Genomic DNA, 26234 nt, shown 5'->3' with positions numbered 1-26234 from the left:
AGAACATGAGACAAGACTTTCAATCCTCTAAACCGATTTATTTGCAAATTGCTGATCAAATCTTTTATAGGCTGGTCAGACAGGAGCTTGTTCCCGGAGACAAGCTGCCGTCTGTCAGAGAAATGGCAATTCAAACAAAAGTAAATCCGAATACGATTCAAAGAACCTACAGTGAAATGGAAAGGCTGGGAATTGTGGAGACAAGAAGAGGGCAAGGGACGTTTATCGCTGACAAAGCTGAACTCGTGGATGAACTGAAAGAGAGGCTTACCCGTGAAGTGTTTGAAAGCTTTATTCATCAAATGGCAGAGCTGGGATTAACAAAAAAAGAAATGCTGGCAGGCATTAAAAAATACACGGGAGGAGGACAGGAATGAATATTGTATTTGACAATGTGTCTAAGAGATACGGCGGCCACACGGCGCTAAACAATATATCATTCACTTTATATCCGGGAAAAATTTACGGATTTTTGGGCTCGAATGGCAGCGGGAAATCGACAACCTTGAAATTAATGGCCGGATTGATGTTTCCTACTACAGGTTCAGTAAAAGCGGGTGAACAGCCTGTAACAAGAGACATGATCAAGCAGACGGCTTATCTAACAGAGTTAGACATGTTTTATCCCGGATTTACGGTGAAAGATATGCTCGATTTTTACGAATCACAGTTCCCTGACTTTCAGATGGAAAAAGCCTATCAGCTGCTTGAGGAAATGCAGCTGAAGCCTGAAAAAAAGATAAAGCAGCTTTCTAAGGGGAATCGAGGCCGTCTTAAAATCGTGCTGGCACTATCAAGAAAAGCTTCCGTCATTCTGCTGGATGAGCCTTTTTCCGGTCTTGATCCAATGGTCAGGGATTCAATCGTAAACAGCCTCGTTTCTTATATTGATTTTGAGCAGCAGATCGTTGTCATTGCGACACACGAAATTGATGAAATTGAAATCCTGCTTGACGAGGTCATCGTGCTCGCCGACGGAGAAAAAATGGCACAGCGTGATGTAGAAGAGATTCGCGAGCAGGAAGGTATGTCCGTGCTGCAATGGTTTAAAACGAATATGGAAGTTTACTAGAAAGAGGAGGAATTTGATGAAAACAGTATTGGAATTAAGAAATGTGACAAAAAACATCAGAGGCCGGACGATCATTGATCATCTGAGCTTTACGATTCGCGAAGGCGAAGTATTTGGATTTCTGGGACCAAACGGAGCAGGGAAAACGACGACAATCAGAATGATGGTCGGTTTAATGAAGCTGTCACAAGGTGACGTGCTCATTTGCGGCCAATCAATCACAAAAGATTATGCCAAGGCAATCAAACATATCGGGGCTATTGTAGAGAATCCAGAGCTGTATAAATTCTTAAGCGGATATAAAAATCTCCAGCAATACGCAAGGATGGTAAAGGGTGTCACGAAGGAAAAAATTGATGAAGTGGTAGAACTGGTAGGCCTCAAAGAAAGAATCCATGATAAAGTGAAAACCTACTCTCTGGGGATGAGACAGCGTCTCGGCTTGGCACAATGCCTTCTGCACGATCCGAAAGTGCTGATTTTGGATGAACCGACAAACGGCCTTGATCCGGCGGGAATCAGAGAAATCAGAGACCATTTAAAGAAGCTGACGCGAGAAAGAGGAATGTCTGTCATCGTATCAAGCCATCTGCTGTCAGAAATGGAACTAATGTGTGACCGAATTGCGATTATCCAAAAAGGAAAACTTATCGATATTCAGAATGTAAGAGATGAAATAACTGATGAAAAGGATACATATTTCTTCCATGTGGAGCAGCCGAAAGAAGCTGCTGCGATTCTAAAAGAATATGATTCGGTAATCAAGACAAACGGTTTGGAAATCAAACTGGCTAAAGAGGACGTCCCTGCAGTCATTGAATTGCTGGTCATGCAGCAAATCCGCATTTATGAAGTCAAAGTGATTACAAAATCATTAGAGGATCGTTTCTTAGAAATCACAGGCGAAGCAAAAGAGGAGGTTCAACATGCTTAATTTGATTTATAATGAGTGGATCAAAATTTTCAGCCGTGTCGGAACATGGGTGATGATCGGAATCCTTGCTTTGACAATGATCGGGTGGGCATTTTTAACAAACCACTTTTCAACCGATGAAGCAAATCCGAAGTGGAAAGAAACGCTTCAAGCACAAAATGCTGATTTGAAGAAGGTGATGAAAGAAGATCCTTCCCTAAAAGGACAATATGAAGAAACGATTACAATCAATAACTATCGCATTGAACATAATATCCCGAGTGACACTGGATATACCGTTTGGTCTTATGTAACGGATTCTGCCGGTTTTACAATCCTTACTGGGCTGTTCACGATTATAATTGCAGCTGGCATCGTCGCAAACGAATTTAACTGGGGTACGGTTAAGCTGTTAATGATTCGGCCGCTCAGCCGTTTTCAAATTCTGCTTTCTAAATATATTACCGTTCTTTTATTTGGTCTCTTATTGCTGTTTATATTATTTATAGGTTCAACTTTGCTGGGACTGGTCTTTTTTGGAACAGGCGGGGACACTGCCGCGAATGTTCATTTAATCTATAAAGATGGTCATGTATTGGAACAAAACATGTTAGGATATTTGGCCAAAACGTATCTCTCAGAATCTGTTGCGGCTTTAATGCTGGCTACGATGGCATTTATGCTGTCCGCAGTATTCAGAAACAGCTCTCTTGCTGTAGGGTTTTCTATCTTTTTATTGGTAACGGGCACGACAGCCACTGCATTTATAGCGATGAAGTTTGACTGGGCGAAGTATATTTTATTTGCCAATGTTGATCTGATGCAGTATGTAGAAGGAACACCGTTAGTGGAAGGGATGACAATCACTTTTTCTATTGTGATGCTGGTGATTTACTTTGTCGTCTTTCTGTTGCTTGCTTTCGGAATCTTTATGAAACGGGATATTGCGAACTAATGAAAAAAGCTGTTTTGCATAAGCAAAACAGCTTTTTCTTTAAAATAAAAACTGCAGGCTTGCACCTGCAGTTTTTATTATCAATTTATGCTTACGCTTCTTTAGTAACGTTAGCAGCTTGTGGTCCACGGTTTCCTTCAACGATTTCGAAAGAAACTGATTGGCCTTCTTCTAAAGTTTTGAAGCCTTCGCCTTGAATAGCAGAGAAATGAACGAATACATCGTCTTGACCTTCTACTTCGATGAATCCGAAACCTTTTTCAGAGTTGAACCATTTTACTTTACCTTCTAACATGAAATTTCCTCCTAAAGCGATCATAACGCTTAAATTCACTATTCTTGCTCTAAAACAAACTTCCAAGACGAAAACTCTTACAAAACTTTCTTCTTAAAGATAGTTCGAACAAAAATAATTACCTTTACTCTACCAGTAATTTTGAGAAAAAACAACTGTTAAACGAAACTTTTTTCGGAAAATAACATATTATTTTTCATTTTGATATTTATTTGCCGAAATGTATCTGTTTTTTCGATACGTGATCATATGTTTGCAGGACTTTTTACTTTAATTTCTCTTTACGGAAAGGTAGGGTAATAGTAATTGACAACCCTATCTGATATGAGTAAGGTAAAGTTAACCAATGTTACAAATGACAACGTTTATCAACTAAGAGCGTCTGATTTTTATGTCTGATATTGCTTGCATGCTCTAATAAATAGATAGGAGTATGGTGTCACAATGAAAAAGTGGCTTGTATGCAGTTTTGTTCTTATTCTTTTCATGTCATTTACTGCATGCTCACCGTCAGCAGAACATGAAACGATAAAAATTGGAATTGCTGAGTCGGACGAAGCGATATGGAACTATATCGTAAAAAAGGCTGAAGCGGAAGGGCTTGATATTCAGCTGATTCCATTCTCTGATTATGCAGAATCAGATATTGCGCTGGCTAACAAAGAGATTGATGCCAATGCTATTCAATCCATTTCATATTTTCAGTCGTTTTCAAAGAAATACAAACATAAACTGGCACCGCTCGGCACGACATACATAGCGCCTATGGGCATTTATTCAAAACGATATCAGCGAATCAAAGATATTCCGCGCGGTGCTGTTGTTGCTGTCCCGGATGAACCGCTCGATTTTGGGCGAGCCCTTACGCTGCTGCAGGAAGCGGGTTTGCTTACTTTGAAGAACGGATTTAACGGAACCGGTTCAATTGATGTGATAAAAGATAATCCGAAACACTTGAAATTGAAAACCGTACGCCGACAGGATGTATTGAGCGGAGCCGACGTGTTTGTGATGAATACAGCCGCCGCAAAAAAAGCGGGGCTGAACCCGCAGAAGCATACATTAAAGGGCGGCAGACAAACCGGGAAGGAAGACATGAATGTAATTGTTGTCAGAGCTGAGGACAGAGATCGCGAAACACTGCAAACCATCCTTGAACTCTATCAATCAGATGATACAGCGGCATTTATAGAGAAAGAGTATCAAGGGATGCTTGTTCCCGCTTTTTTGCCTTTACATCGTCTTTCAGATTGGAAGAATGAATTCAAAAAATGAATTCATTCTTTTTTTTCGGAAAACCATACTTTGTTTCGGCCGCTTTCTTTCGCTTTATACAGCATTTGATCAGCAAGAACCGGCAAGGTTTCCGGCTTATCTGTGTTTCGGGGGTAATGGGCTACCCCCAGTGAGGCCGTAACGGCAAGCTTTTCCCCGTTTGTTAATACAATCGGTGTATGACTAATCGAGTGCCTGATCCGTTCGGCGATTTGGAATGCTTTCTCGGGCTTGCAATTTGGCAAGAGGACGGCAAATTCTTCGCCGCCGATCCGTGCGGCAGGATCAGTGTTGCGGATATTTTGTTTTAGTCGGGATCCCAGCTCTTTTAGAACCTGATCCCCCTCATGATGGCCGTATTGATCGTTAATGGTTTTAAAGTGATCGATATCCATATAAATAAGCGAAAATTGTAAAGATGGAGTGTGTGCAGCCTGTTGATACAGGTCTTGTGTGATTTCTTCAAACTTTCTGCGGTTATAAATACCTGTCAAAAAGTCAAAGTGCGCCTGGAACTTATACTGTTTAAATAAAAGATGTGCATTTGTTTCATGCTCGATAATATATAGGCTGAGCATGCCGCCGATAATTGAAATCAGCCAAAAGTAAAAATGAAGCTTAAGTGAATAGATATCAACAAATACATAGAAGAAAAAGGAGATGAAACCATTTGAAATGATTAAAAGTAACAGAACGTGTTTCAGCTGAACTTTTTCTCTCCTTGATGCAATAAGTGACAGCACGGCAGCGATACAAATTGTAATCATGGAATACAGCGCTGATTCATTCAAGCTGATCAGCATGCGGCCTGCTGCGATTATCATCAGGGCTGCCGCCGTAGACACCCAGCCTCCATAAAGAGCGGCGATCATAATAGGGATATTTCTAAAATCTATGATTGAATGGTGGTACGTCAGACCAAAATTCATAAGAATAACCCCGAGGAGACCGCAGGCAGTTCCTTTTATTAACTGAAAGGACAGGCGGTCTTTTTTATGTATTAACCTTTCTTTAAACAGGTGGGTGAACAGATAATTAAATGTGATTAAAATGGTCAAATTTACGAACAGTTCTTTCAGCAATATTATCACCCTTATATAAGTTACTAAAGAAAGGGGGGAATGAAAAGAACAAAAACGGTATTCATTGGGTTTTTTTATCCAAATATTGATGCTGAAATAATTCTTACTTGAACTATCGGAATTTGTGTAATATAGTATATAAGAAAAATTTTGAAGGGAGAGTTTGCCTCAATTGGAGACTTTGCTAGTCATTTTGCACGTATTTATTTTACTTTTACTCATTATTGGGCTATTTGCCATGCAGAAGAAACATGTTTCTTTTTCAAAACGTGTGTTTACTGCCCTGGGGCTGGGGATCGTTTTTGGATTTGCGCTTCAGCTGATATACGGTCCGACTTCAAACATTGTTGTTCAAACAGCCGACTGGTTTAATATTGCCGGGGGCGGATATGTCAAATTGCTTCAAATGATTGTCATGCCGCTTGTTTTTATTTCCATTCTAGGCGCTTTTACAAAGATGAAGCTGACAAAAAATCTCGGGAAAATCAGCGGTTTGATTATCGGGATTTTGGTTGCGACTACAGCGGTAGCCGCGGCGGTTGGTATTGCGTCCGCCCTTTCCTTTGATCTTCAGGCGATTCAGGTTGACCAAGGAAATACAGAGCTTTCTCGGGGACAGGAGCTTGAACAGAAATCAGAGGAGATGACAGCGAAAACACTGCCGCAGCAAATGATTGAGCTGCTTCCTGGAAATCCGTTTTTGGATTTTACAGGGGCTAGACCGACATCAACTATCGGAGTCGTTATTTTTGCCGCTTTTCTGGGCATTGCATTTCTAGGTGTGAGACGGAAACAGCCGGAACAGGCTGAAACGTTCAAAAAATTGATTGATGCTGTTTACGCCATTGTCATGCGTGTTGTTACTCTCATCTTGAGACTGACGCCTTACGGTGTGCTGGCCATTATGACAAAAACGATTGCGACAAGTGATATTGACAGCATTTTGAAACTGGGTATGTTTGTCATTGCTTCATATGCCGCGTTAATTGTAATGTTTATCATCCACTTGCTTCTGCTGACGATCAGCGGATTAAATCCGGTTGTTTATTTGAAAAAAGCGCTGCCTGTACTCGTGTTTGCATTTACGTCACGATCAAGCGCAGGCGCTTTGCCGCTGAATATTAAAACACAAAGAAGCTTGGGTGTCCCGGAAGGAATTGCGAATTTCGCCGGCTCGTTCGGGCTATCTATCGGCCAAAATGGCTGTGCCGGGATTTATCCGGCTATGCTGGCGATGATGATTGCCCCGACAATCGGTCAAAATCCGTTTGATCCGGCGTTTATTATCTCAGTGATCGCGGTTGTTGCCATCAGTTCGTTTGGTGTCGCCGGAGTTGGCGGCGGAGCTACATTCGCAGCGCTGCTCGTATTATCAGCGTTAAATATGCCTGTCGCGCTCGCCGGTTTATTAATCTCTATCGAACCGTTGATTGACATGGGACGTACTGCGCTGAATGTCAGCGGAAGTATGACATCAGGCCTGATTACCAGCAAAGTTACGAAGGAAATAGATTCTGGTGTATTCCAAGATCGATCCAATGTGATCGAAGCGGAAGAAGCCTAGTCATATTAAAACGTGTAATCCCACGGGGGATTACACGTTTTTTTTAACGGCCGGGTTCTAAGTCTTCCAGCATTTCCATTACAGTGTTGTCATCCATTACATTCATTGCGCTTTGTTCGAAATGGATTGGCTCTGCATATTGCTGCTGTCTATTTCTGGCTGTTGTTGTGTCCGTTTGGCGATTATGCTTAGACTGAGACTGATGCTGTTGAGGGTGGCTTTGCTGCTGGCCTGCATGCTGATGCTGCCGGCCATTTTGCTGACGATTTTGAGATTGATCTTGATTATTCCCGCCAAACGCCTGTTTCATCATATCTCCAACATTAGAAACATCAAATGACTTATTTTGAGAATTCCGGTTGCTCATTTGACCTGTAATAAACCCGCTGATTTTTTGCCGGATCTGCGGTGATAAAGCAGCAACAAGCACAGTTGAACCGATAACTAAGGCTGTCGGACTGATTCCTTTTCGCTGATTGAACAACGTGATCCCTCCTTTATAAGTGTATTGATATTTTCCCCTCTGATTAGACAAATTAACCGTTTTATTTCCCGGGAAAGCATTTCCGTTATTTTTTCATGCATATTTAGAGCCAATTAGAAAAACCTATAAGTAAAGTGATAAAGGAGGAATTCACATGCTTGGAAAAAAACAAGTCCTTGCGTCCATGCTTCTTATCCCTTTGCTTATGACTGGCTGCAGTATGGCCAATCAGGGTGAGGGCAGACGTGATAATGCAGAGCCTGAAAATGTTAACTACCGCAATCCGGCAAATGATAACGGCACAAGAAATATCAACAATGCAAATGATAGCCGTGACAACGTTGATAATAATATGACGAATAATGGTAATGACAATAACGGTAATGATAACCGTAAGTTGGAAGTTGCTGATGATGCAGCCGATAAAATTACCGATATGAAAGAAGTTAAACACGCGAATGTGATTGTTGCCGGAAATCAAGCGTATGTTGCAGTTGTATTAACAAATGGGAAAAAAGAAGTTGGAAAAGATCTGAAAAAGAAAATTTCCGATAAAGTAAGAGACACTGATAAGAACATGGACAATGTTTATGTTTCTGCAAATCCAGACTTTGTTGATCGGATGCAGGGGTATGGCGAACGGATTCAAAATGGTGATCCGATTGCAGGATTCTTTGATGAATTCAGTCAAACAGTACAACGTGTCTTTCCGCAAGCTGAATAACAGATAAAAAGCCGCATAACTTGTGCGGCTTTTTTCTTTGCAGAAATGACACGCTGTGAACTAAGGCTGCATAGAGTAAAAATAAAAGGTACAAGACGGACCGGCTCAGGGAGGGAGACGTTTGCAGGGTGGCATAGGAAAGCGTGCGGCATCCGCTCTATTCCTGTGCGGAGTCCTTGTGATGCTGGCCGTAAGCTCGGCCATCGTATCAAGCACGATGTATATTCTGTCTTTGCCAGGGCAGACATCTGGGATAACGAAAGAACAAGTGACGAAGCACATGAAGAAAGAGTCATTTAAACAGGCCGATGTTTATTACACTTCTAAGGAAAAATCCTTACTGCCATTAACGAAAGAAACGCTTGAATATGCGGTGAGTATTAATCAGGTCATGCTTGAATATTCGAATCATAAGCCTATTGATATTATTTTTTTTCCTAATGAAAAACAGATGGAGGCTTATTCCGGTTTATTGGATGTTGTCGGCTTTTATTCTGAGCGGGAGCAGCTGATCGGATTATTGCCTGAAGAGAAAAAGCAGCTTTTAGAAGGTGATGATGTAGCAGTTTATCTGTATCAGAGATTATTGATTCATGAGTACACACACCATGCGTTTCATCAGAAATTACGGGAGCTCGAAGCAGATCCTGATGAGTTCCCCTTATGGTTCCATGAAGGATTAAGCGAGTGGATCGCGAACTATGAATTGCTCATAGATCCGATCACGTTTACTGTCGTGCCGTTTGACCGTTTGCAGACAGATCAGAACTGGCAGGAAGCTCGATCGGAATATGAAACCGATGTTTATTTGCAAAGCTTTTATATGATCAATGAGCTGACGGAAACATACGGGAAAGACATTATTTTGGAGATTATAAAGGAAACAGCGAAAAAAGGGGATTTTAAAAAAGGGTTTAAAGCGGCGACGCAGGATAGTCTTGATCAATTTGAAAAAGATTTTACCAGAACGTTTGAAGAAAATGCGGCATTGGATAGTTTCTATCCAATGCCTTTTTTATTTAATGAAGTCCCTGCTGGCCCATACCGCCTTGAGTCGGAGGCATTTGTCCTTGTGCAGGGGCAAATGAATTTCTCAGTTGTTCCATATCCTGCGCATCAAGCTGCGGAACTTGGTAATAACCATGTTTGTTTTGGTAAAGGAAAATCTCAAAAGCCATTTCGACATACTGCTGAATTTGCGCAGACAGTACACGTCTTACGGCCGGATTTGTCATTTCTAGAGAAGCCATCGTCAGCATAGATGCCTGTGCCTTAACAGCGCAAAGCATTTGGCGGCTGATGATGCTGTCATCAATGTCATTCATGGATTGAACAGGTTTCTTAGGCTGTGCCGGCTGCATACCGTAAACAGTCTGGTTGTCTTCTTTCATCATATAAGTTGCCGTTTTTTGTGAAGGCTCGCTTCCTGTTTTGAAGCACTCTGCCGTTAAGTTATATTGAGATGTAATGAATTGATATTGACGGTCAAGGATGTTTAATAATTCCTGATCCTTACAGAATTGTCTCAGCATCATAAACTGATCAAGCACAGTAAGCGTTCCGGAAAGCACCTCGTGCATATCAAACATTTCATGTCCGCCGTGATTTTGATGCGGTTTGCCTGGTATCCCTTTATTCTGTGATTGCTGCTGAAATTGCTGATCCAAACCGAATTCCTCCTTTTTTTCAGATCAGCTGTATTTTGTGCTTGTCTGCGGTGTTTTATGCAGCGCCTGACAGGATTTATATGCTGATTGTCGAAGTGATTATCAAATAAACGAATGATGCAAGATGTAAGGGAGGAAAACTGATGAGGCGTTTTTTGCATGTTGTTTTGATCATACTTTTTATTTTCTTGAATGTCATGTCCGCTTATGAAGCTGTAAGAGCTGCTGAGCCAGAACCAATATCGGTTGAAAAAGCGATACAGCAAAAAGAGGGGCAAGCTCTTGTCGAAGGATATACAATCGGCCAAGCCGTTTCACCCCAGCATTACAATCTGACAAGCCCTTTTTCAAATGATTATAACGTTGCTATAGCGGACAGCAAAAACGAGACATCACCCGATCACAATCTTCCCGTGCAAATCCCCTCCGCGTTTAGAAGCCAATTCGGACTGCAAACGAACCCGCTGCTTCTTGGGAAAAAGATAGCTGTTCAGGGTGAGCTTGAACATTATTTTAATACGACAGGTCTTAAGAAGGTTCAGTCAATGGTCTTAAAGGATGACGCTGAATCTCCGCCGGCAGCACAGCCTATTACAATACAGGAAGCGCGCGGCCGAATGAATGAACATGTCACGATTAAAGGCGTTGTTACTGCCGATCAGAGCGCAATCGGAGGCGGAAAGCTGTCGACCTTTATGCAGGATGACACAGGCGGCATCAACATTTATTCGGCAGCACCAGAGAATTTCCCTGAGTTAAAAGAAGGAATGGACATTACGGTGACAGGGAAAATAACGACTTACCAAGGGCTTACTGAAATAGTTCCGGATACATCAGGCATCCGTATTACCCAATCAAATCAGCCTCTCCCTGTCCCTGAATTTTCAACGATCAATGAACTGGTCAATGGCAGCTTGGGTGATCAATATGAAGGGCGTCTTGTAACAGTCAAAGCTTATATTTCTTCCATTCCAAATTCTCAAGCAGGCGGCGGTTACAATGTTACGATGATTGATAATGATCACCACGCAATGACACTGCGTGTTATGAGTGAGACAGGTATCATTGATGAACTGACTGAGGATAAATGGTATGAAATCACTGGCGTGTTGAGCAGATATCAATCCTTTCAGCTTCTTCCGCGAAAATCAGCAGACATGAAGCTGCTTCAAGAGCAGCCTGCCCCGCCGTCTTCAGAAGGCGAATATGAAACTGTGGTTGATCGCGTTGTAGACGGTGACACCATTCATGTCAAAAAACCGATACTTGGCACGGCAAAAATCCGCTTTGTAAATGTAGACACGCCAGAAACATACCACACACCAAAAAATGAAGCGGATGAAAATCAATTAAGATTTGGAAAAAAAGCCTCTGACTATTTAAAAACTGTTTTGTCTCCAGGAGATCAAATAACGGTAAAAGTCGGCAGCGAAGCCAAGGACAGCTATGGCAGACTTCTTGGACAGGTTGTGACTGAGACAGGGGCAAATGTAAATTTAGAACTCGTGAAAAATGGCTATGCTCCAACATATTTTATTTGGCCTGTTGAAAATGAAGAGGATTATCAGGAATTTCAGGCCGCAGCCGCCAATGCAAAAAAAGAGCAAAAAGGCATTTGGAATGAAGCGGATCCTCTTATGGAAATGCCGTTTGAATTTAGAGCCAGAGAGCAGGGGAAAGGGCTGACAAGGTATGTGGGAGACTCATCAAACAAGACCTATGTTACGCCAGCAGACTGGAAGCAGGTGGCTGTGGAAAACAGGATCTTCTTTGCTTCAGCAGCTGAAGCAGAGAGTGCCGGTTACAAGAAAAAGCAAACCTCTCTCCAAGAAAATATACCGCTTAGAATTTTAAGCATGAACGATTTACATGGGAAAATCGATCAGCAATACGAGCTTGACCTTGATGGAGACGGCACTCCAGATGGCACATTCGGACGCATGGACTATGCAGCTGCCTATTTGAAAGAAAAAAAGGCGGAAAAGAAAAACACGCTCACTGTGCACGCCGGGGATATGATCGGGGGAAGTTCGCCCGTATCATCTCTTCTTCAAGACGAACCAACTGTCGAGCTGATGGAGGATATCGGATTTGATGTCGGAACTGTGGGCAATCACGAGTTCGATGAAGGTACGGATGAACTCATGAGAATGTTAAAAGGGGGAGATCACCCGAAAGGCACTAGCGGCTATGACGGACAAAACTTTCCCCTTGTGTGCGCCAATTGTAAAATGAAGTCTACCGGAGAACCCTTTTTGCCGGCTTATGACATTATAAACGTAGAGGGCATACCCGTTGCTTTTATTGGGGTTGTCACACAGTCGGCGGCCGGAATGGTCATGCCTGACGGAATAAAGGATATTGAGTTTACCGATGAAATACAAGCGGTAAATGACGCTGCCGAAGAGCTGAAGAAAAAAGGCATCAGGGCCATTGCAGTGCTCGCACATATGTCTGCCGAACAAAACGGCACCACAATTACAGGCGAATCCGCTGACCTTGCAAACAAATCAGATTCTGAGATAGACATCATTTTTGCAGCGCATAACCATAAGGTCGTCAATGGTGAAGTGAACGGCAAGCTGATCGTTCAGGCGTTTGAATACGGAAAAGCGATAGGTGTCGTTGATCTGGAAATCAATAAACAGACAAAAGACATCGTCAAAAAATCGGCTGATATCGAATACGTCGATCAAAGCAAGAAAAAACCTGATGCCAGCGCCTCAGCTATTTTAAGGAAGTATCAGGCCCTTGCTGAACCGATTATCAGCGAAGTAGTCGGTGAGGCGGCTGTTGATATGGAAGGCGGTTATTCTAATGATGGCGACACACCACTTGGGAATTTGATTGCTGATGGCATGAGAGCGGCGATGAAAACGGATTTTGCGCTAATGAATGGCGGCGGGATACGGGAAGGACTGAAGAAAGGCCCAATTACATGGGGAGACCTTTATAACATTCAGCCGTTTGGAAATGTGCTGACGAAGCTTGAGATTAAAGGAAAAGATTTGCGGGAGATCATCAATGCGCAAATCTCACCGATTTTCGGCCCTGACTACAGCATAAGCGGGTTTACGTATACGTGGGATACAGAAACAGGCAAAGCGGTTGATATAAAGATGGCAGACGGAACCGAAATCCAGCCGGATGCCACATACACATTGACCGTTAATCATTTTATGGCGACGGCGACAGGAGCAAAATACCAGCCAATCGGATTGCTTGGGAAACATCCGGTTACAGGGCCTGAGGATTTAGAAGCGACTGTAGAGTATGTAAAAAGCTTTGATAAGCCGATTTCATATACGAAAGAAGGCAGAATAAAACTGGCTGAAGACAGTCAGGCTCAAGACCCAGTCACTGAAGACCCGGCAGACAGTCCGGGAACAGACGATCCGGGCAAGGTAAATCCGACACCAGGGGAAGAACAGCCTGATCTAAGAGAGACTCCGGTTACAGCTCCGGTCCATCAGCTGCCGCCTGCAATCATTTCGACCTTTGAAGAATTAACAGAGACCAAACAGCCTGCCACTGCCGCCGGCCGTATAAACACACTGCCTTTGCATAAAGAAAGTGAGGAAAGCGGTTCTGATCATAAGCTTCTGGATACATCAGCAGGATACTACAACTTCATTGTGATCGGCGCAGCGGTCTCACTGTCCGGAACGTATTTATATATCAGAAGGAAAAGGAGTGCCGCTACGACGTGAAAAAATATATTCCTCTTGTGATCATTGTGATCGGTCTTGTGATCACAGGCTACGGGGGCTTCAAGCTGATAGATACCAGCATGAAAACAGAGCAGACATTAAAAGAAGCAAAAAAGGCGGCTGAACAGCCGCAGGCCATTGCAGGCACGAAGAAAAACGATAATCAAGCCGAGAAAAAATCATCGTTTAAGCCGAAGACCGGCCAAGCAAGCGGCATACTGGAAATACCGAAAATCAATGCGGAGCTTCCGATCGTGGAAGGGACCGATGCGGATGATTTAGAAAAGGGTGTGGGGCATTACAAGGACAGCTATTATCCAGATGAAAACGGGCAAATTGTACTGTCAGGACATCGGGACACCGTTTTTCGCCGGACAGGAGAGCTTGAAAAAGGTGACCGGCTCAACATCATCCTTTCATATGGTGATTTCACATATGAAATTGAAAAAACAAAAATCGTGGATAAGGATGATACCTCCATTATTACGCTGCAGCACGAAAAGGAAGAGCTCATTCTGACCACCTGCTATCCTTTTTCATACGTCGGGGATGCCCCGAAACGTTATATTATTTACGGAAAACGTATTTCGTAAAAAAAAGCCGCAGGACAATCCCTGCGGCTTTTCTTTCATGATAAATACGTATGGCAAAGGCTTTCTATATCAGCGGGAAGAGGTGCTTCGGCAACGACCAGCTCTTCGGTAATTGGATGAACAGCCTGTACCTTTTTGGCATGCAGTGCCTGCCTGTTAAGAAATTGGGTCCCGCCTCCGTAAAGTGTATCCCCAGTAAGCGGATGGCCGATGCTTGCCATATGCACACGGATTTGATGTGTTCTGCCTGTTTCCAGCTCTAATTCAGCAAGCGAGAGCTGTTCTCTCGCATTGATAGAAAGGGTACGGTAATGGGTGACGGCGGCTTGTCCGCCTGGCGAAACCCGCCGTCTTGTCGGATGTGATCTGTCTCTTCCAATCGGCGAATCGATCTTGCCTTTTTTCGGTTTCAGTTTTCCTTCAACAATTGCGAGATACGTACGCTTCAGCGTTTTTTTCTCTAACTGCTGGTCTAAGATGGCATGCGCCAGACGGTGCTTGGCGAATACGACAGCGCCTGATGTATCCTGATCAAGACGGTGGACATGGCGCACTTTGATTGTTTCGCCATTCACCTGAAAGTGATATGCGATCAAATTGGCGAGTGTGCCGGTTTGGCCTTCTTCATTGGGATGAGTGGAAATACCAGCTGGTTTATTGACGATTAACATGTGGCGGTCTTCAAATAAAATATCAAGCTCTCCATACTCAGGTATGACGGAGGACTCTTCGTTTTCCTGAAGATCAATAAAAAGGCGGTCACCCTTTTTTACGAGTATGTTGTTTTTGACAGGCTCGTGATTGACCTTTATATTGTGATAAGTCATCCATTCTTGGATAACGGGTTTAGAAGCTTTGAGCTCTGTTTTCAGCACAGAAAACAGCCATTGTCCGTCCTGTTTTTCACTGATTATCAGCTCTAGCCCTTTGCCTTTTTCTTTCATGATCAAATGGCTCCTTTTTTGCGCGAAAGGCCGCTGCTTCTCATAGGAAACACTTACCTTAGCTTTCGCGTTTTTTTCTGTGATATTCTTGAGAAAGACTTTGGATATTCGATGGCAAGAAAGGTGATAGACGTGAGAATCGTGAACGCAGCAACTGAAGAACAGGAAAGCTTTATCAAGGAACTGTCAATGGAGCTTTTCCATCATGTATTTCCTCTTTATTTCTCCGAACTGGACATTCAGCGCTTTAAAAAGAAAGGCGTTCTGTCTTTAAATAACCAATATTACCAAGGAACATTAAAAGAAGCTTTTCAAATTATGGCTTGTCTGCAAATGATACATATTATTCTGACAAAGCCTTCACCGCACGATGACTTGAGTGATCAAGCCATTTTTGATAAAAACAGCAAGATGCTGAATGATTGCGGAGTATATTTTCCGTTTGCTTTATATGATTTTCAACCGAAAACAAACAATGCCTTTTCGGGTCACAGAAGGCTGATATAATCTGCGGCAAGAGCTTTTCCGTTTCGAGAAAAGCTCTTTTTGCATCAGAGAAATCATACCACAAAACCTTTCCTGCAACTCCCTTTTTAATCATCCGGTGTCTGAACATACTAATGATTGAAAGGGGTGCTGACCAATGAGTTCAGTTAAACATTCAATGACAACGCAGGTAGCAACCGTTTCTCCGAATCAAACGATTCAGGAAGCGGCTTCTCTGATGAAACAGCATAACGTCGGGGCGGTTCCCGTGGTAGAGCAAGGTGTTTTAAAAGGAATGCTGACTGACCGTGACATTGCATTGAGAACCACAGCTCAAGGCCGAGATGGCCAGACACCCGTTTCAGAAGTGATGTCAACAGACCTCGTATCAGGAAATCCTAATATGAGTCTGGAAGACGCGTCGCATCTGATGGCCCAGCACCAAATCCGCCGCCTTCCTATTGTAGATCAAAACAATCTAGTCGGGATCGTTGCGCTTGGAGACCTGGCTGTCAATCAGATGTCGAACGAGTCTGCTGGAGAAGCGCTGACAAACATTTCTCATCAAAACTTGCATTAATAAGAAAGAGCTTGCAATGTGCAGGCTCTTTCTTCACATAAACCCTTACTTTTTGAAAGCAGAGACGTTTCGGGGTATAGTGTATACATATGTCTCAATTCGGGCCAAAGGAGTTGTACGCAGTGATAAAAGCGTTAATTTTTGATTTTGATGGGCTTATTCTTGATACAGAAACACATGAATATGAAGTCCTTCAGGAAATTTTTGAGGAACATGGCTCAGTTCTGCCGTTATCCGTTTGGGGCAAGGTTATCGGAACAGCGGCGGGATTTCGGCCATTTGAATACTTAGAAGCGCAGATAGGCAAAAAGCTGAACCATGAAGAGCTGACAAAACTGAGAAGAGACCGGTTTGCAAAACGCATGGAAACAGAAAAAGCGAGACCTGGTGTTGAAGCGTATCTGAATGCGGCAAAGGATTTAGGCTTAAAAGTAGGACTGGCTTCCAGCTCAGATTATAAATGGGTATCCGGCCATTTGAAGCAACTTGGCCTGTTTGACGAATTCGAAGTGATTCAGACAGCTGATGATGTAGAAGAGGTCAAGCCCAATCCCGAGCTGTATTTGTTAGCGGCAAAGAATCTTGGAGTATCGCCGTCGGAATGCCTCGCATTCGAGGATTCCGTCAATGGTTCGATTGCTGCCAAGCGAGCGGGCATGAAGTGTGTCATCGTTCCGAATCAAGTAACAGGCACCTTGATGTTTGAAGAATATGATCACAGGCTCGAATCAATGGCGGAGATGGAGCTCGCCCTATTGCTTGATCATCTGAATGCACAAAACTAGAAAGGAGCGAGTAGATTGTCTGAGAAATTAGATTTGACCCGTTTTGAAAAGAAAATGGTCATCCGTAATATCGAAGAGAAAGATATCGACAACATTATCGACCTTCAAAAGGACTGCTTTCCAGGCATGGAGCCGTGGAAGCGCGAGCATTTAATCAGCCATCTGGAGCATTTTCCGGAAGGGCAGTTTTGTGCAGAATTCGAAGGTGAAATTATCGGTTCGTGCTCAAGCCTCCTGATTAATTTTGATGAATATGATGACCGCCATACGTGGCAGGACATTACAGATGACGGATACATCACCAATCACAATCCGGATGGCTTAAACATGTACGGGATCGAGGTCATGGTGCATCCTGATTACAGACGGATGAAAATCGGCCATCGTTTGTATGAGGCAAGAAAGGATTTGGCAAGACGTTTAAATCTGAAAAGCATCATCATAGGCGGACGGATACCGAACTATCATAAATATGCTGATGAAATGACTGCGAGAGAGTATGTTGAACAGGTAACACGCCATCAAATTTACGATCCTGTCCTTTCTTTTCAGCTGATGAACGGCTTTACCCTGATGCGGATTAACCCGGATTATCTCCCGGATGATACAGCTTCAATCAAATATGCGACGCTGATGGAATGGAATAATGTCGATTATCTGCCGCAGCAGACAAAGCGTTATTATAAATCGGCCTTCCCTGTGAGAATTTGTGTCATTCAATACGAAATGAAAAAAATCTATTCCTTTGAGGAATTTGCGAATCAAGTAGAGTACTATGTCGATGTCGCATCTGACGCGAGGTCTGATTTTGCATTGTTCCCGGAAATTTTCACAACCCAGCTGATGTCCTTCCTTGAGGAACGTTCACCAAGCTTGGCGGTACAGAGAATTACCGAGTATACTGAGGATTACATCAGTCTGTTTACAGACTTGGCTGTTAAGTATAATGTCAACATTATCGGCGGATCTCATTTCGTAGAAGAGGAAGGGAAAATTTATAATATCGCCTACCTGTTCAGACGCGATGGAACGATTGAGAAGCAATATAAACTGCATATTACGCCGAATGAACGGAAATGGTGGGGAATCAGCGCGGGCGACCAGGTACGTGTGTTTGATACGGACTGCGGGAAAATTGCGATCCAAATTTGCTATGACATTGAGTTTCCTGAGCTTGCCCGTATTGCGGCCGATAAAGGCGCAAAAATTATTTTTACGCCATTTTGTACGGAAGACCGCCAAGGCTACTTGCGTGTCAGATACTGTTCACAGGCAAGAGCAGTCGAAAATCAAATTTATACCGTCATTTCCGGAACGGTTGGAAACCTGCCGCAAACGGAAAATATGGATATCCAATATGCTCAGTCCGGCATCTTTGCCCCTTCTGATTTTGAATTCGCAAGAGACGGCATCGTTGGGGAAACCAACCCGAATATTGAAATGGTCGTCATTGGCGATGTTGACTTAGAAATTCTCAGAAGACAGCGCCAAAACGGAACAGTGCGTCAGCTCAAAGACAGACGCCGCGATATTTATCATATTCACTATAAAAAATAATGCGAAAGCCCGCCTGAATTGGCGGGCTTTTTTTAAAAAAAACGGAATTGAAACGCTTCCGTGCTTTCTTTAAAATAGAAATAAATGTGTGTACATCGGAAAAGAAGGTGCCCTATGGAGTTTCTGCTTGTTTTAGTTCCTGTTTTCGGAATCTTCGCAATTGGTTATATCGGACAGAAAACACTCGGTTTTGATATTCAGACACTGTCCAAAATGTCCTTATATTTAATGTCTCCTTTTTTGGCTTTTGATACGTTTTATTCAAACGAGCTGACGATGGACTATGTGTATCTGTCTATTTTTGTGCTGGGTCTATGCCTGGTTCTTGTGCTGTTGGTCTCCTTTTTATCCTTTTTTCATGGGTATCCGAACCAAGATCGCTGTGCCATGATTCTCTCATCAGCCTTTATGAATAACGGCAATTATGGCACGCCTGTCGTACTGCTTGTGTTTGGGACGGCGGGGCTGGATACGGCTGTTGTGTTAATGGTGCTGCAACAGTTAATTATGAGTACTATCGGCATGTATTACGCTGCAAAGGGCGGTTCGGAGGAAGGCGGATGTAAAACGGTGATGACTCGGGTTATCCGTATGCCTGTGGCGTACGGAGCACTTTTAGGCGCAATACTTCAGCTTATGCATATTTCAATCCCTAAAGAGTTAATGACAGGCATTGAACTGGTCGGAAATGCGACGATTCCGACGATCATGATTATTCTTGGCATGCAGCTTGCGCTGATCTCTTTCAGGAATATTGAATACAGAAAAATTTCTTATTCTCTGCTGCTGAAGCTGATGGTATCACCGTTAATTGCGCTGGCCTTCACATTGATTTTGCCTGTGGATGACATGACGAAGCAAATTATGATTCTCGTAGCGGCCATGCCGACCGCTGCCAATACGACCTTAATGGCCGTTCAGTTTAATACAAGGCCCGAAGTCGTTTCCAGTGCCACTTTTATCAGCACAATGCTGAGCATAGTCACTTTGCCGGTCCTGCTTTGGATGCTGCATCCTCTTTCTTCTTGATGAAAGAGGATGTTTTAATTACCCGGCGGTTTATTGACTCCTTTGTCGTCTGGCTTTATATTGAAGTCAGGGAAATCATCACCTAGACATCACATAAGAGAAGGTCTGTTTCAATTTATTTATTGAACGCTAATGAAATGGAGATGATGGGGATGGAAAACATTCAGCAAAATCAGGGATTAAAGCAAAAGGATGAGCAATTCGTGTGGCATGCTATGAAGGGAGCGCATCAAGCGGACAGTCTGATTGCCCAAAAGGCGGAAGGAGCATGGGTGACTGATATAGACGGACGCCGCTATCTTGATGCGATGTCCGGTTTGTGGTGCGTTAATATTGGTTACGGCAGAAAAGAGCTTGCGGAGGCTGCTTATGAACAATTAAAGGAACTGCCGTATTACCCGTTAACGCAAAGTCACGCACCTGCGATTCACTTGGCGGAGAAGCTGAATGAGTGGCTTGGCGGCGATTATGTGATTTTCTTTTCCAACAGCGGATCGGAAGCAAATGAAACCGCTTTTAAGATCGCTCGCCAGTACCATCTGGAAAACGGCGACCACAGCCGTTATAAATTCATCTCTAGATATAGAGCCTATCACGGCAATACGTTGGGAGCACTCTCTGCAACCGGCCAGGCACAGCGGAAATATAAATATGAACCGTTAAGCCAAGGATTCTTGCACGCCGCCCCGCCTGATGTCTACCGAAATCCTGAAGACGCCGATACGCTAGAGAGCGCAAATGAAATTGACCGCATCATGACATGGGAATTAAGCGAAACGATTGCCGGTGTCATTATGGAGCCCATTATTACTGGCGGAGGCATTTTAATGCCGCCGGACGGATATATGAAGAAAGTGGAGGAAATCTGCCGCCGCCACGGCGCCCTGCTGATTTGTGACGAAGTCATCTGCGGATTTGGGCGGACTGGCGAGCCGTTCGGATTTATGCACTACGGCGTGAAGCCCGATATCATTACAATGGCGAAAGGGATTACAAGCGCGTATCTGCCATTGTCAGCGACCGCAGTTAAACGGGAGATTTTTGAAGCATACCAAGGAGAAGCTCCTTATGACCGTTTCCGCCACGTCAACACATTCGGCGGCAGCCCGGCAGCCTGCGCATTGGCTTTGAAAAACCTGCAAATTATGGAGGATGAACAGCTGATTCAGCGATCCCGCGATCTCGGAGCAAAGCTTTTAGGTGAGCTTCAGTCGTTGAGAGAACACTCTGCAGTAGGAGATGTAAGGGGAAAAGGGCTGCTGGTCGGAATCGAACTTGTCAAAGATAAGCTGACTAAAGAGCCGGCTGGCGCTGACCAAGTGAACCAAGTGGTTGCGGCATGCAAAGAGAAAGGGCTGATCATCGGCAAAAACGGCGATACAGTCGCCGGATATAACAATGTCATTCAGCTCGCCCCGCCATTTTGTCTGACAGAAGAAGACCTTGCATTTATCGTAAAAACGGTGAAGGAAAGCATACTGACGATTTGATACAAAAGTGATTTGTTAAAGGAGCACACTATGAGTTTTCACAACCAGCCTATTTTACCGGCTATTCGTAATATGAAGCAATTTGATGAGTTTTTAAACAGCTCGTTTTCGTACGGCGTGATACTTGATATTCATCTCGGACAATTAAAGGGCGTGATCAGAGAGGCGCAAAAGCACGGGAAGAAGATGATGGTGCATGTCGATTTAATCCAAGGGATCAAACATGATGAATACGGAGCGGAATTTATCTGCCAGGATATCAAGCCAGCGGGGATTATCTCAACAAGATCAAACGTGATTGCAAAAGCGAAGCAGAAGAAAATCTATGCGATCCAGCGTTTGTTTCTGCTTGATACAAGCGCAATGGAAAAAAGCATGGAGTTTGTCGGCAAGCATAAGCCTGACTTCATTGAAGTGCTGCCGGGCATCGTGCCGTCACTTATTCAGGAAATTAAAGAGAAAACAGGTATCCCTATCTTTGCGGGAGGTTTCATCCGCACAGAACAAGATGTAGAACAGGCACTGAAAGCTGGTGCCGTTGCTGTCACCACATCTAACACCAAATTATGGAAAAAATATGAAAACTTTTTGACAGAAAGTGATTGACACCGCTTTCATCCACTGATACAATTGAACTAGGTTAATACAATGTGATGGAGAATCCGGAGACCCACAGCAGCTCTTTACGGTAAAAGTTATACATCCGTAAAGCGGTTTGTTGTGGTTTTTTTATTCTCTATCATACTTCTTAATCGCAACCTTAGGAGGAATTATCTATGACAGCATTTTGGGGAGAACTAATCGGTACGATGCTGCTTGTTATTTTTGGCGCAGGTGTTTGTGCAGGAGTCAATTTGAAGAAATCGCTTTCATATCAATCTGGCTGGATTGTTGTTGTATTTGGATGGGGATTAGGTGTGGCAATGGCCGCTTATGCGGTCGGCGGCATCAGCGGCGCCCATCTCAATCCCGCGTTAACGATAGCATTTGCTTTTGTTGGTGATTTTCCGTGGAAAGAGGTTCCGGTTTACATTGCGGCGCAAATGATCGGAGCAATGATCGGTGCGGTGATTGTTTACCTTCATTACCTGCCGCATTGGAAGTCTACCGATGATCCGGCTGCCAAGCTGGGTGTTTTTTCAACCGGACCCAGCATTCCGCATACGTTTGCAAACGTTTTAAGTGAGGTTATTGGGACATTTGTCCTTGTGCTTGGAATTTTGGCGATTGGGGCAAATGAGTTTACAGAGGGACTTAACCCTTTAATCGTCGGTTTTCTCATCGTTGCTATCGGTATTTCTCTTGGAGGAACCACGGGATATGCAATTAATCCCGCCCGCGACTTAGGTCCGCGGATTGCCCACGCACTTCTGCCGATTCCAGGGAAAGGCTCATCAAACTGGAAGTACGCATGGGTTCCTGTTGCCGGCCCGATTTTGGGCGGATCATTCGGCGGTGTATTTTACAGCGCCGCGTTTCAGGGGCAGATTACAAGCAGTTTCTGGATTGTAAGCGTTGTATTGGTTGTGGTATTGTTAGGACTCTATGGCTATACGAAAAAACATGCAGCTAAAACACTATCAAATTCAAAATATATTTAAGCAAAGGGGAGACATCTTATGGAAACTTACATTTTATCCTTAGATCAAGGGACAACAAGTTCAAGAGCGATTCTGTTTAATAAAGAAGGCAAAATCGTTCACTCCGCTCAAAAGGAATTTACACAATACTTCCCGCATCCAGGATGGGTTGAGCATAATGCAAATGAAATTTGGGGATCTGTCCTTGCTGTTATCGCATCAGTCATTTCTGAATCGGGAATCAGCGCTTCTCAAATTGCCGGAATCGGCATTACCAACCAAAGGGAAACAGCGGTTGTTTGGGATAAGGATACAGGAAAGCCTGTGTATAATGCGATCGTTTGGCAGTCCCGACAGACGTCTGGAATCTGCGAGGAGCTTCGTGAAAAAGGATATAATGATACATTCAGAGAGAAAACAGGCCTTTTGATAGATCCATATTTTTCTGGCACGAAGGTGAAATGGATTTTAGACAATGTGGAAGGCGCAAGAGAAAAAGCGGAAAAAGGCGAGCTGCTGTTTGGAACGATTGATACATGGCTCATTTGGAAAATGTCAGGCGGAAAAGCCCACGTGACGGATTATTCCAATGCCTCAAGAACGCTGATGTTTAATATTTACGATTTGAAATGGGACGATGAGCTGCTTGAGATTTTAGGCGTTCCGAAATCAATGCTCCCTGAAGTGAAACCGTCCTCTCATGTGTATGCGGAGACAGTTGATTATCACTTCTTCGGAAAAAATATTCCGATTGCTGGAGCGGCAGGCGACCAGCAGTCCGCGCTGTTCGGCCAGGCGTGCTTTGAAGCAGGCATGGGGAAAAACACATACGGCACAGGATGTTTCATGCTGATGAATACAGGGGAAAAAGCAATTAAGTCGGAACACGGGCTGCTGACAACAATCGCCTGGGGCATTGACGGTAAAGTTGAATATGCTTTAGAAGGAAGTATTTTTGTCGCAGGCTCAGCCATCCAATGGCTCAGAGACGGAATGAGAATGTTCCAGGACTCTTCGCTTAGCGAATCATACGCGGAGAAAGTTGATTCAACTGACGGCGTATATGTCGTTCCGGCCTTTGTCGGCTTGGGAACGCCTTACTGGGACAGCGATGTGCGCGGTTCAGTTTTCGGCCTGACAAGAGGCACAACAAAAGAACATTTTATCCGTGCCACGCTGGAGTCATTGGCTTATCAGACGAAAGATGTGCTTGATGCAATGGAAGCGGATTCTAACATTTCATTGAAAACGCTTCGTGTGGATGGCGGCGCTGTTAAAAATAACTTTTTGATGCAGTTTCAAGGGGATATTTTGGATGTGCCTGTGGAACGACCGGAAATCAATGAAACAACTGCGCTTGGCGCGGCATATTTGGCAGGTATCGCTGTGGGGTTCTGGAAGGATCGTTCTGAAATTATTAACCAGTGGAATCTGGATAAGCGTTTTGAACCTAAATTGGAAGAAGAAAAACGAAATGAGCTGTATACAGGCTGGCAAAAAGCCGTTAAAGCAGCTATGGCTTTTAAATAAAATAAGAGTATGTTATAATGGTTACAAGTTAATAAGAACGGTCCTGAGATGAGGAGAGACCACAGCACCAAAGTGTGAACATGCACTTTGGCTGTTGTGGTCTCTTTTTCTATTTACTTACCGTGACAACAAGGAGGAAACGTAATAATGAAAAATCAATTTTCAAGTCTTGAGCGGGATCGCATGCTGACAGACATGACGAAAAAAACATATGATCTATTTATTATCGGAGGAGGAATTACAGGAGCTGGTACAGCTCTTGACGCGGCATCAAGGGGCATGAAGGTCGCACTCAGCGAAATGCAGGATTTCGCGGCTGGAACATCAAGCAGATCAACAAAATTGGTTCATGGCGGATTGCGCTATTTAAAACAATTTGAAGTGAAAATGGTCGCTGAGGTAGGGAAAGAGCGGGCGATTGTCTATGAAAACGGCCCGCACGTTACCACACCGGAATGGATGCTGCTTCCGTTTCATAAAGGCGGCACATTCGGTTCATTCACAACCTCTATCGGTTTAAGAGTTTATGACTTCTTAGCCGGCGTAAAAAAATCAGAACGCAGAAGCATGCTTTCAGCAAAAGAAACGCTGCAAAAAGAGCCTTTGGTGAAAAAAGACGGCTTAAAAGGCGGCGGCTACTATGTTGAATACCGCACTGACGATGCGAGACTGACAATCGAAGTCATGAAGGAAGCAGTCAAATTCGGGGCAGAGCCTGTGAATTATTCCAAAGTAAAAGAACTCCTTTATGAAAAAGGCAAAGCAGTCGGTGTATTAATTGAAGACGTTTTGACGAAAAAAGAATATAAAGTATACGCGAAAAAAATCGTCAATGCGACAGGCCCTTGGGTAGACCAGCTCAGAGAAAAAGACCATTCTAAAAACGGAAAGCACCTTCAGCATACAAAAGGTATTCACCTTGTATTTGACCAATCTGTCTTTCCTTTGAAACAAGCGGTATATTTCGATACACCGGACGGCCGCATGGTGTTTGCTATTCCTCGTGAAGGCAAAACATACGTGGGCACAACCGATACCGTTTACAAAGAGGCCCTGGAGCATCCGCGCATGACAACTGAGGATCGCGATTACGTCATCAATTCAATCAATTACATGTTCCCGGAACTGAATATTAAAGCTGATGATATCGAATCAAGCTGGGCTGGCCTGCGTCCGCTCATTCATGAAGAAGGAAAGGACCCTTCCGAGATTTCACGCAAAGATGAAATTTGGACGTCAGATTCAGGCTTGATCACTATTGCCGGCGGTAAGCTGACCGGGTACAGAAAAATGGCGGAGCACATTGTCGATCTTGTTCGTGATCGATTAAAAGAGGAAGGCGAAAAGGATTTCGGCCCATGCAAAACGAAAAACATGCCGATTTCAGGCGGGCACGTCGGCGGTTCTAAAAACCTTGCATCCTTCGTGACGGCGAAAACGAAAGAAGGCATTGCGGCCGGCTTATCAGAAAAAGATGCGAAACAGCTGGCTATCAGATACGGCTCCAACGTAGAGCGTGTCTTTAATCGGGTCGAGGCACTGAAAGACGAGGCTGCGAAGCGAAATATCCCGGTTCATATCCTTGCCGAGGCAGAATACAGCATCGAAGAAGAATTGACTGCAACGCCTGCTGACTTCTTTGTCCGCAGAACGGGACGTTTATTTTTTGATATCAATTGGGTAAAAACATATAAAGACGCCGTTATTGATTTTATGAGCGAGCGATTCCAGTGGGATAAGCAGACGCAAAACAAACATACAGAAAACCTTAACAAGCTATTACACGATGCGGTTGTACCGGTCGAACAATAAAAATAACGGGCTGTCTGCAGCCCGTTATTTCTTTTATGAGCCAGAAAGCGTCAGATCTCAAGATATCAAGTGACAGAGACGCTCTCTTCATATTAAAATAATGGCAT

At 43.7% G+C, this 26234-nt stretch carries 24 protein-coding genes and 1 pseudogene; 20 read left to right on the top strand and 5 right to left on the bottom strand.

Annotated elements, in window-relative coordinates; genetic code table 11:
* Window positions 1-5: 5 nt before the first annotated feature.
* Genes DIC78_RS05105 through DIC78_RS05090 form a run of 4 tightly spaced genes read left to right on the top strand, consistent with a single transcriptional unit; the run spans window position 6 to window position 2940 of the window.
* On the top strand, window positions 6-377 hold the full coding sequence (locus DIC78_RS05105; RefSeq protein ID WP_106022503.1) for a GntR family transcriptional regulator: 372 nt from the start codon (window positions 6-8) through the stop codon (window positions 375-377).
* Complete coding sequence (locus tag DIC78_RS05100; protein WP_106021565.1) at window positions 374-1072, top strand: ABC transporter ATP-binding protein; 699 nt, start codon at window positions 374-376, stop codon at window positions 1070-1072. Before DIC78_RS05105 ends, DIC78_RS05100 begins: the two co-directional genes overlap by 4 nt.
* 16 nt (window positions 1073-1088) lie before the next feature.
* Complete coding sequence (locus DIC78_RS05095) at window positions 1089-2006, top strand: ABC transporter ATP-binding protein (protein WP_127695624.1); 918 nt, start codon at window positions 1089-1091, stop codon at window positions 2004-2006.
* Entirely contained in the window at window positions 1999-2940 is a 942-nt protein-coding gene (locus DIC78_RS05090; protein WP_127695622.1) for an ABC transporter permease, read from the top strand. The genes DIC78_RS05095 and DIC78_RS05090 overlap by 8 nt, the downstream gene beginning before the upstream one ends.
* Before the next feature lie 91 nt (window positions 2941-3031).
* Here the strand turns inward: DIC78_RS05090 and cspB are convergent, their stop codons facing one another.
* Window positions 3032-3235 carry a cold shock-like protein CspB gene (gene cspB, locus DIC78_RS05085; RefSeq protein WP_010333511.1) on the bottom strand — a complete coding sequence of 68 codons (204 nt, stop codon included), beginning with the start codon at window positions 3233-3235 and terminating at the stop codon, window positions 3032-3034.
* 444 nt (window positions 3236-3679) lie between these two features.
* Between cspB and DIC78_RS05075 the strand changes: the two genes are divergently transcribed.
* On the top strand, window positions 3680-4510 hold the full coding sequence (locus DIC78_RS05075; protein ID WP_106022501.1) for a MetQ/NlpA family ABC transporter substrate-binding protein: 831 nt from the start codon (window positions 3680-3682) through the stop codon (window positions 4508-4510).
* A gap of 2 nt (window positions 4511-4512) precedes the next feature.
* Here DIC78_RS05075 and DIC78_RS05070 read toward each other — a convergent pair whose 3' ends face one another.
* Complete coding sequence (locus DIC78_RS05070; protein WP_127695620.1) at window positions 4513-5592, bottom strand: diguanylate cyclase DgcK; 1080 nt, start codon at window positions 5590-5592, stop codon at window positions 4513-4515.
* Between the two features lie 172 nt (window positions 5593-5764).
* Between DIC78_RS05070 and DIC78_RS05065 the strand changes: the two genes are divergently transcribed.
* Window positions 5765-7156: an L-cystine transporter gene (locus DIC78_RS05065; RefSeq protein ID WP_095713755.1), complete on the top strand. Its 1392-nt coding sequence runs from the start codon at window positions 5765-5767 to the stop codon at window positions 7154-7156.
* A 43-nt stretch (window positions 7157-7199) separates the two neighbouring features.
* Here DIC78_RS05065 and DIC78_RS05060 read toward each other — a convergent pair whose 3' ends face one another.
* Window positions 7200-7640 (bottom strand): hypothetical protein, encoded by a 441-nt coding sequence (locus tag DIC78_RS05060; protein ID WP_024120702.1) that lies wholly within the window; start codon window positions 7638-7640, stop codon window positions 7200-7202.
* Window positions 7641-7794: 154 nt separating this feature from the next.
* On the opposite strand from DIC78_RS05060, the gene DIC78_RS05055 reads away from it, so the two are divergent.
* Window positions 7795-8364 (top strand): YhcN/YlaJ family sporulation lipoprotein, encoded by a 570-nt coding sequence (locus tag DIC78_RS05055; protein ID WP_024120703.1) that lies wholly within the window; start codon window positions 7795-7797, stop codon window positions 8362-8364.
* 121 nt (window positions 8365-8485) lie between these two features.
* Window positions 8486-9452, top strand: a pseudogene (locus tag DIC78_RS05050) (gluzincin family metallopeptidase).
* Here DIC78_RS05050 and DIC78_RS05045 read toward each other — a convergent pair.
* A complete protein-coding gene (locus DIC78_RS05045; protein ID WP_024120704.1) occupies window positions 9384-10031 on the bottom strand; it encodes a spore coat protein in 648 nt (215 codons plus the stop codon). The pseudogene DIC78_RS05050 and the gene DIC78_RS05045 overlap by 69 nt on opposite strands.
* Window positions 10032-10174: 143 nt before the next feature.
* Here DIC78_RS05045 and DIC78_RS05040 point away from each other — a divergent pair, with 143 nt between their 5' ends.
* A complete protein-coding gene (locus DIC78_RS05040; protein WP_127695618.1) occupies window positions 10175-13741 on the top strand; it encodes a 5'-nucleotidase C-terminal domain-containing protein in 3567 nt (1188 codons plus the stop codon).
* Window positions 13738-14334 carry a sortase SrtA gene (gene srtA / locus DIC78_RS05035; RefSeq protein WP_095713752.1) on the top strand — a complete coding sequence of 199 codons (597 nt, stop codon included), beginning with the start codon at window positions 13738-13740 and terminating at the stop codon, window positions 14332-14334. The genes DIC78_RS05040 and srtA overlap by 4 nt, the downstream gene beginning before the upstream one ends.
* A 35-nt stretch (window positions 14335-14369) precedes the next feature.
* On the opposite strand, the gene DIC78_RS05030 is transcribed toward srtA, so the two are convergent.
* Window positions 14370-15278, bottom strand: a complete 909-nt coding sequence (locus DIC78_RS05030; RefSeq protein ID WP_127695616.1) for an RluA family pseudouridine synthase — start codon at window positions 15276-15278, stop codon at window positions 14370-14372.
* A gap of 111 nt (window positions 15279-15389) precedes the next feature.
* Here DIC78_RS05030 and DIC78_RS05025 point away from each other — a divergent pair, with 111 nt between their 5' ends.
* The 10 genes from DIC78_RS05025 (at window position 15390) to glpD (ending at window position 26127) form a co-directional block, all read left to right on the top strand.
* Window positions 15390-15785 (top strand): YhcU family protein, encoded by a 396-nt coding sequence (locus DIC78_RS05025; protein WP_101863935.1) that lies wholly within the window; start codon window positions 15390-15392, stop codon window positions 15783-15785.
* Between the two features lie 136 nt (window positions 15786-15921).
* Complete coding sequence (locus tag DIC78_RS05020; protein WP_024120708.1) at window positions 15922-16344, top strand: CBS domain-containing protein; 423 nt, start codon at window positions 15922-15924, stop codon at window positions 16342-16344.
* 122 nt (window positions 16345-16466) lie between these two features.
* Entirely contained in the window at window positions 16467-17129 is a 663-nt protein-coding gene (locus tag DIC78_RS05015; protein WP_106022498.1) for an HAD family hydrolase, read from the top strand.
* A 15-nt stretch (window positions 17130-17144) separates the two neighbouring features.
* Window positions 17145-18686: a bifunctional GNAT family N-acetyltransferase/carbon-nitrogen hydrolase family protein gene (locus DIC78_RS05010; RefSeq protein ID WP_127695614.1), complete on the top strand. Its 1542-nt coding sequence runs from the start codon at window positions 17145-17147 to the stop codon at window positions 18684-18686.
* Between the two features lie 114 nt (window positions 18687-18800).
* Complete coding sequence (locus DIC78_RS05005) at window positions 18801-19715, top strand: AEC family transporter (RefSeq protein WP_127695612.1); 915 nt, start codon at window positions 18801-18803, stop codon at window positions 19713-19715.
* Window positions 19716-19852: 137 nt separating this feature from the next.
* Window positions 19853-21205, top strand: coding sequence for an aspartate aminotransferase family protein (locus DIC78_RS05000; protein WP_127695610.1), 1353 nt, complete (start codon window positions 19853-19855; stop codon window positions 21203-21205).
* Window positions 21206-21235: 30 nt separating this feature from the next.
* Window positions 21236-21811 (top strand): glycerol uptake operon antiterminator GlpP, encoded by a 576-nt coding sequence (gene glpP, locus DIC78_RS04995; RefSeq protein WP_029441192.1) that lies wholly within the window; start codon window positions 21236-21238, stop codon window positions 21809-21811.
* Between the two features lie 170 nt (window positions 21812-21981).
* On the top strand, window positions 21982-22806 hold the full coding sequence (gene glpF / locus DIC78_RS04990) for a glycerol uptake facilitator protein GlpF (protein ID WP_095713748.1): 825 nt from the start codon (window positions 21982-21984) through the stop codon (window positions 22804-22806).
* 18 nt (window positions 22807-22824) lie between these two features.
* On the top strand, window positions 22825-24315 hold the full coding sequence (glpK, locus tag DIC78_RS04985) for a glycerol kinase GlpK (protein ID WP_024120714.1): 1491 nt from the start codon (window positions 22825-22827) through the stop codon (window positions 24313-24315).
* Between the two features lie 144 nt (window positions 24316-24459).
* Window positions 24460-26127, top strand: coding sequence for a glycerol-3-phosphate dehydrogenase (glpD, locus tag DIC78_RS04980; protein WP_127695608.1), 1668 nt, complete (start codon window positions 24460-24462; stop codon window positions 26125-26127).
* Window positions 26128-26234: the final 107 nt, after the last annotated feature.

Source organism: Bacillus halotolerans (genome assembly GCF_004006435.1).
Lineage (GTDB): Bacteria > Bacillota > Bacilli > Bacillales > Bacillaceae > Bacillus > Bacillus halotolerans.
Note: the sequence above shows the minus strand (reverse complement) of the source record. Positions and strands in the feature narration are given on the sequence as shown.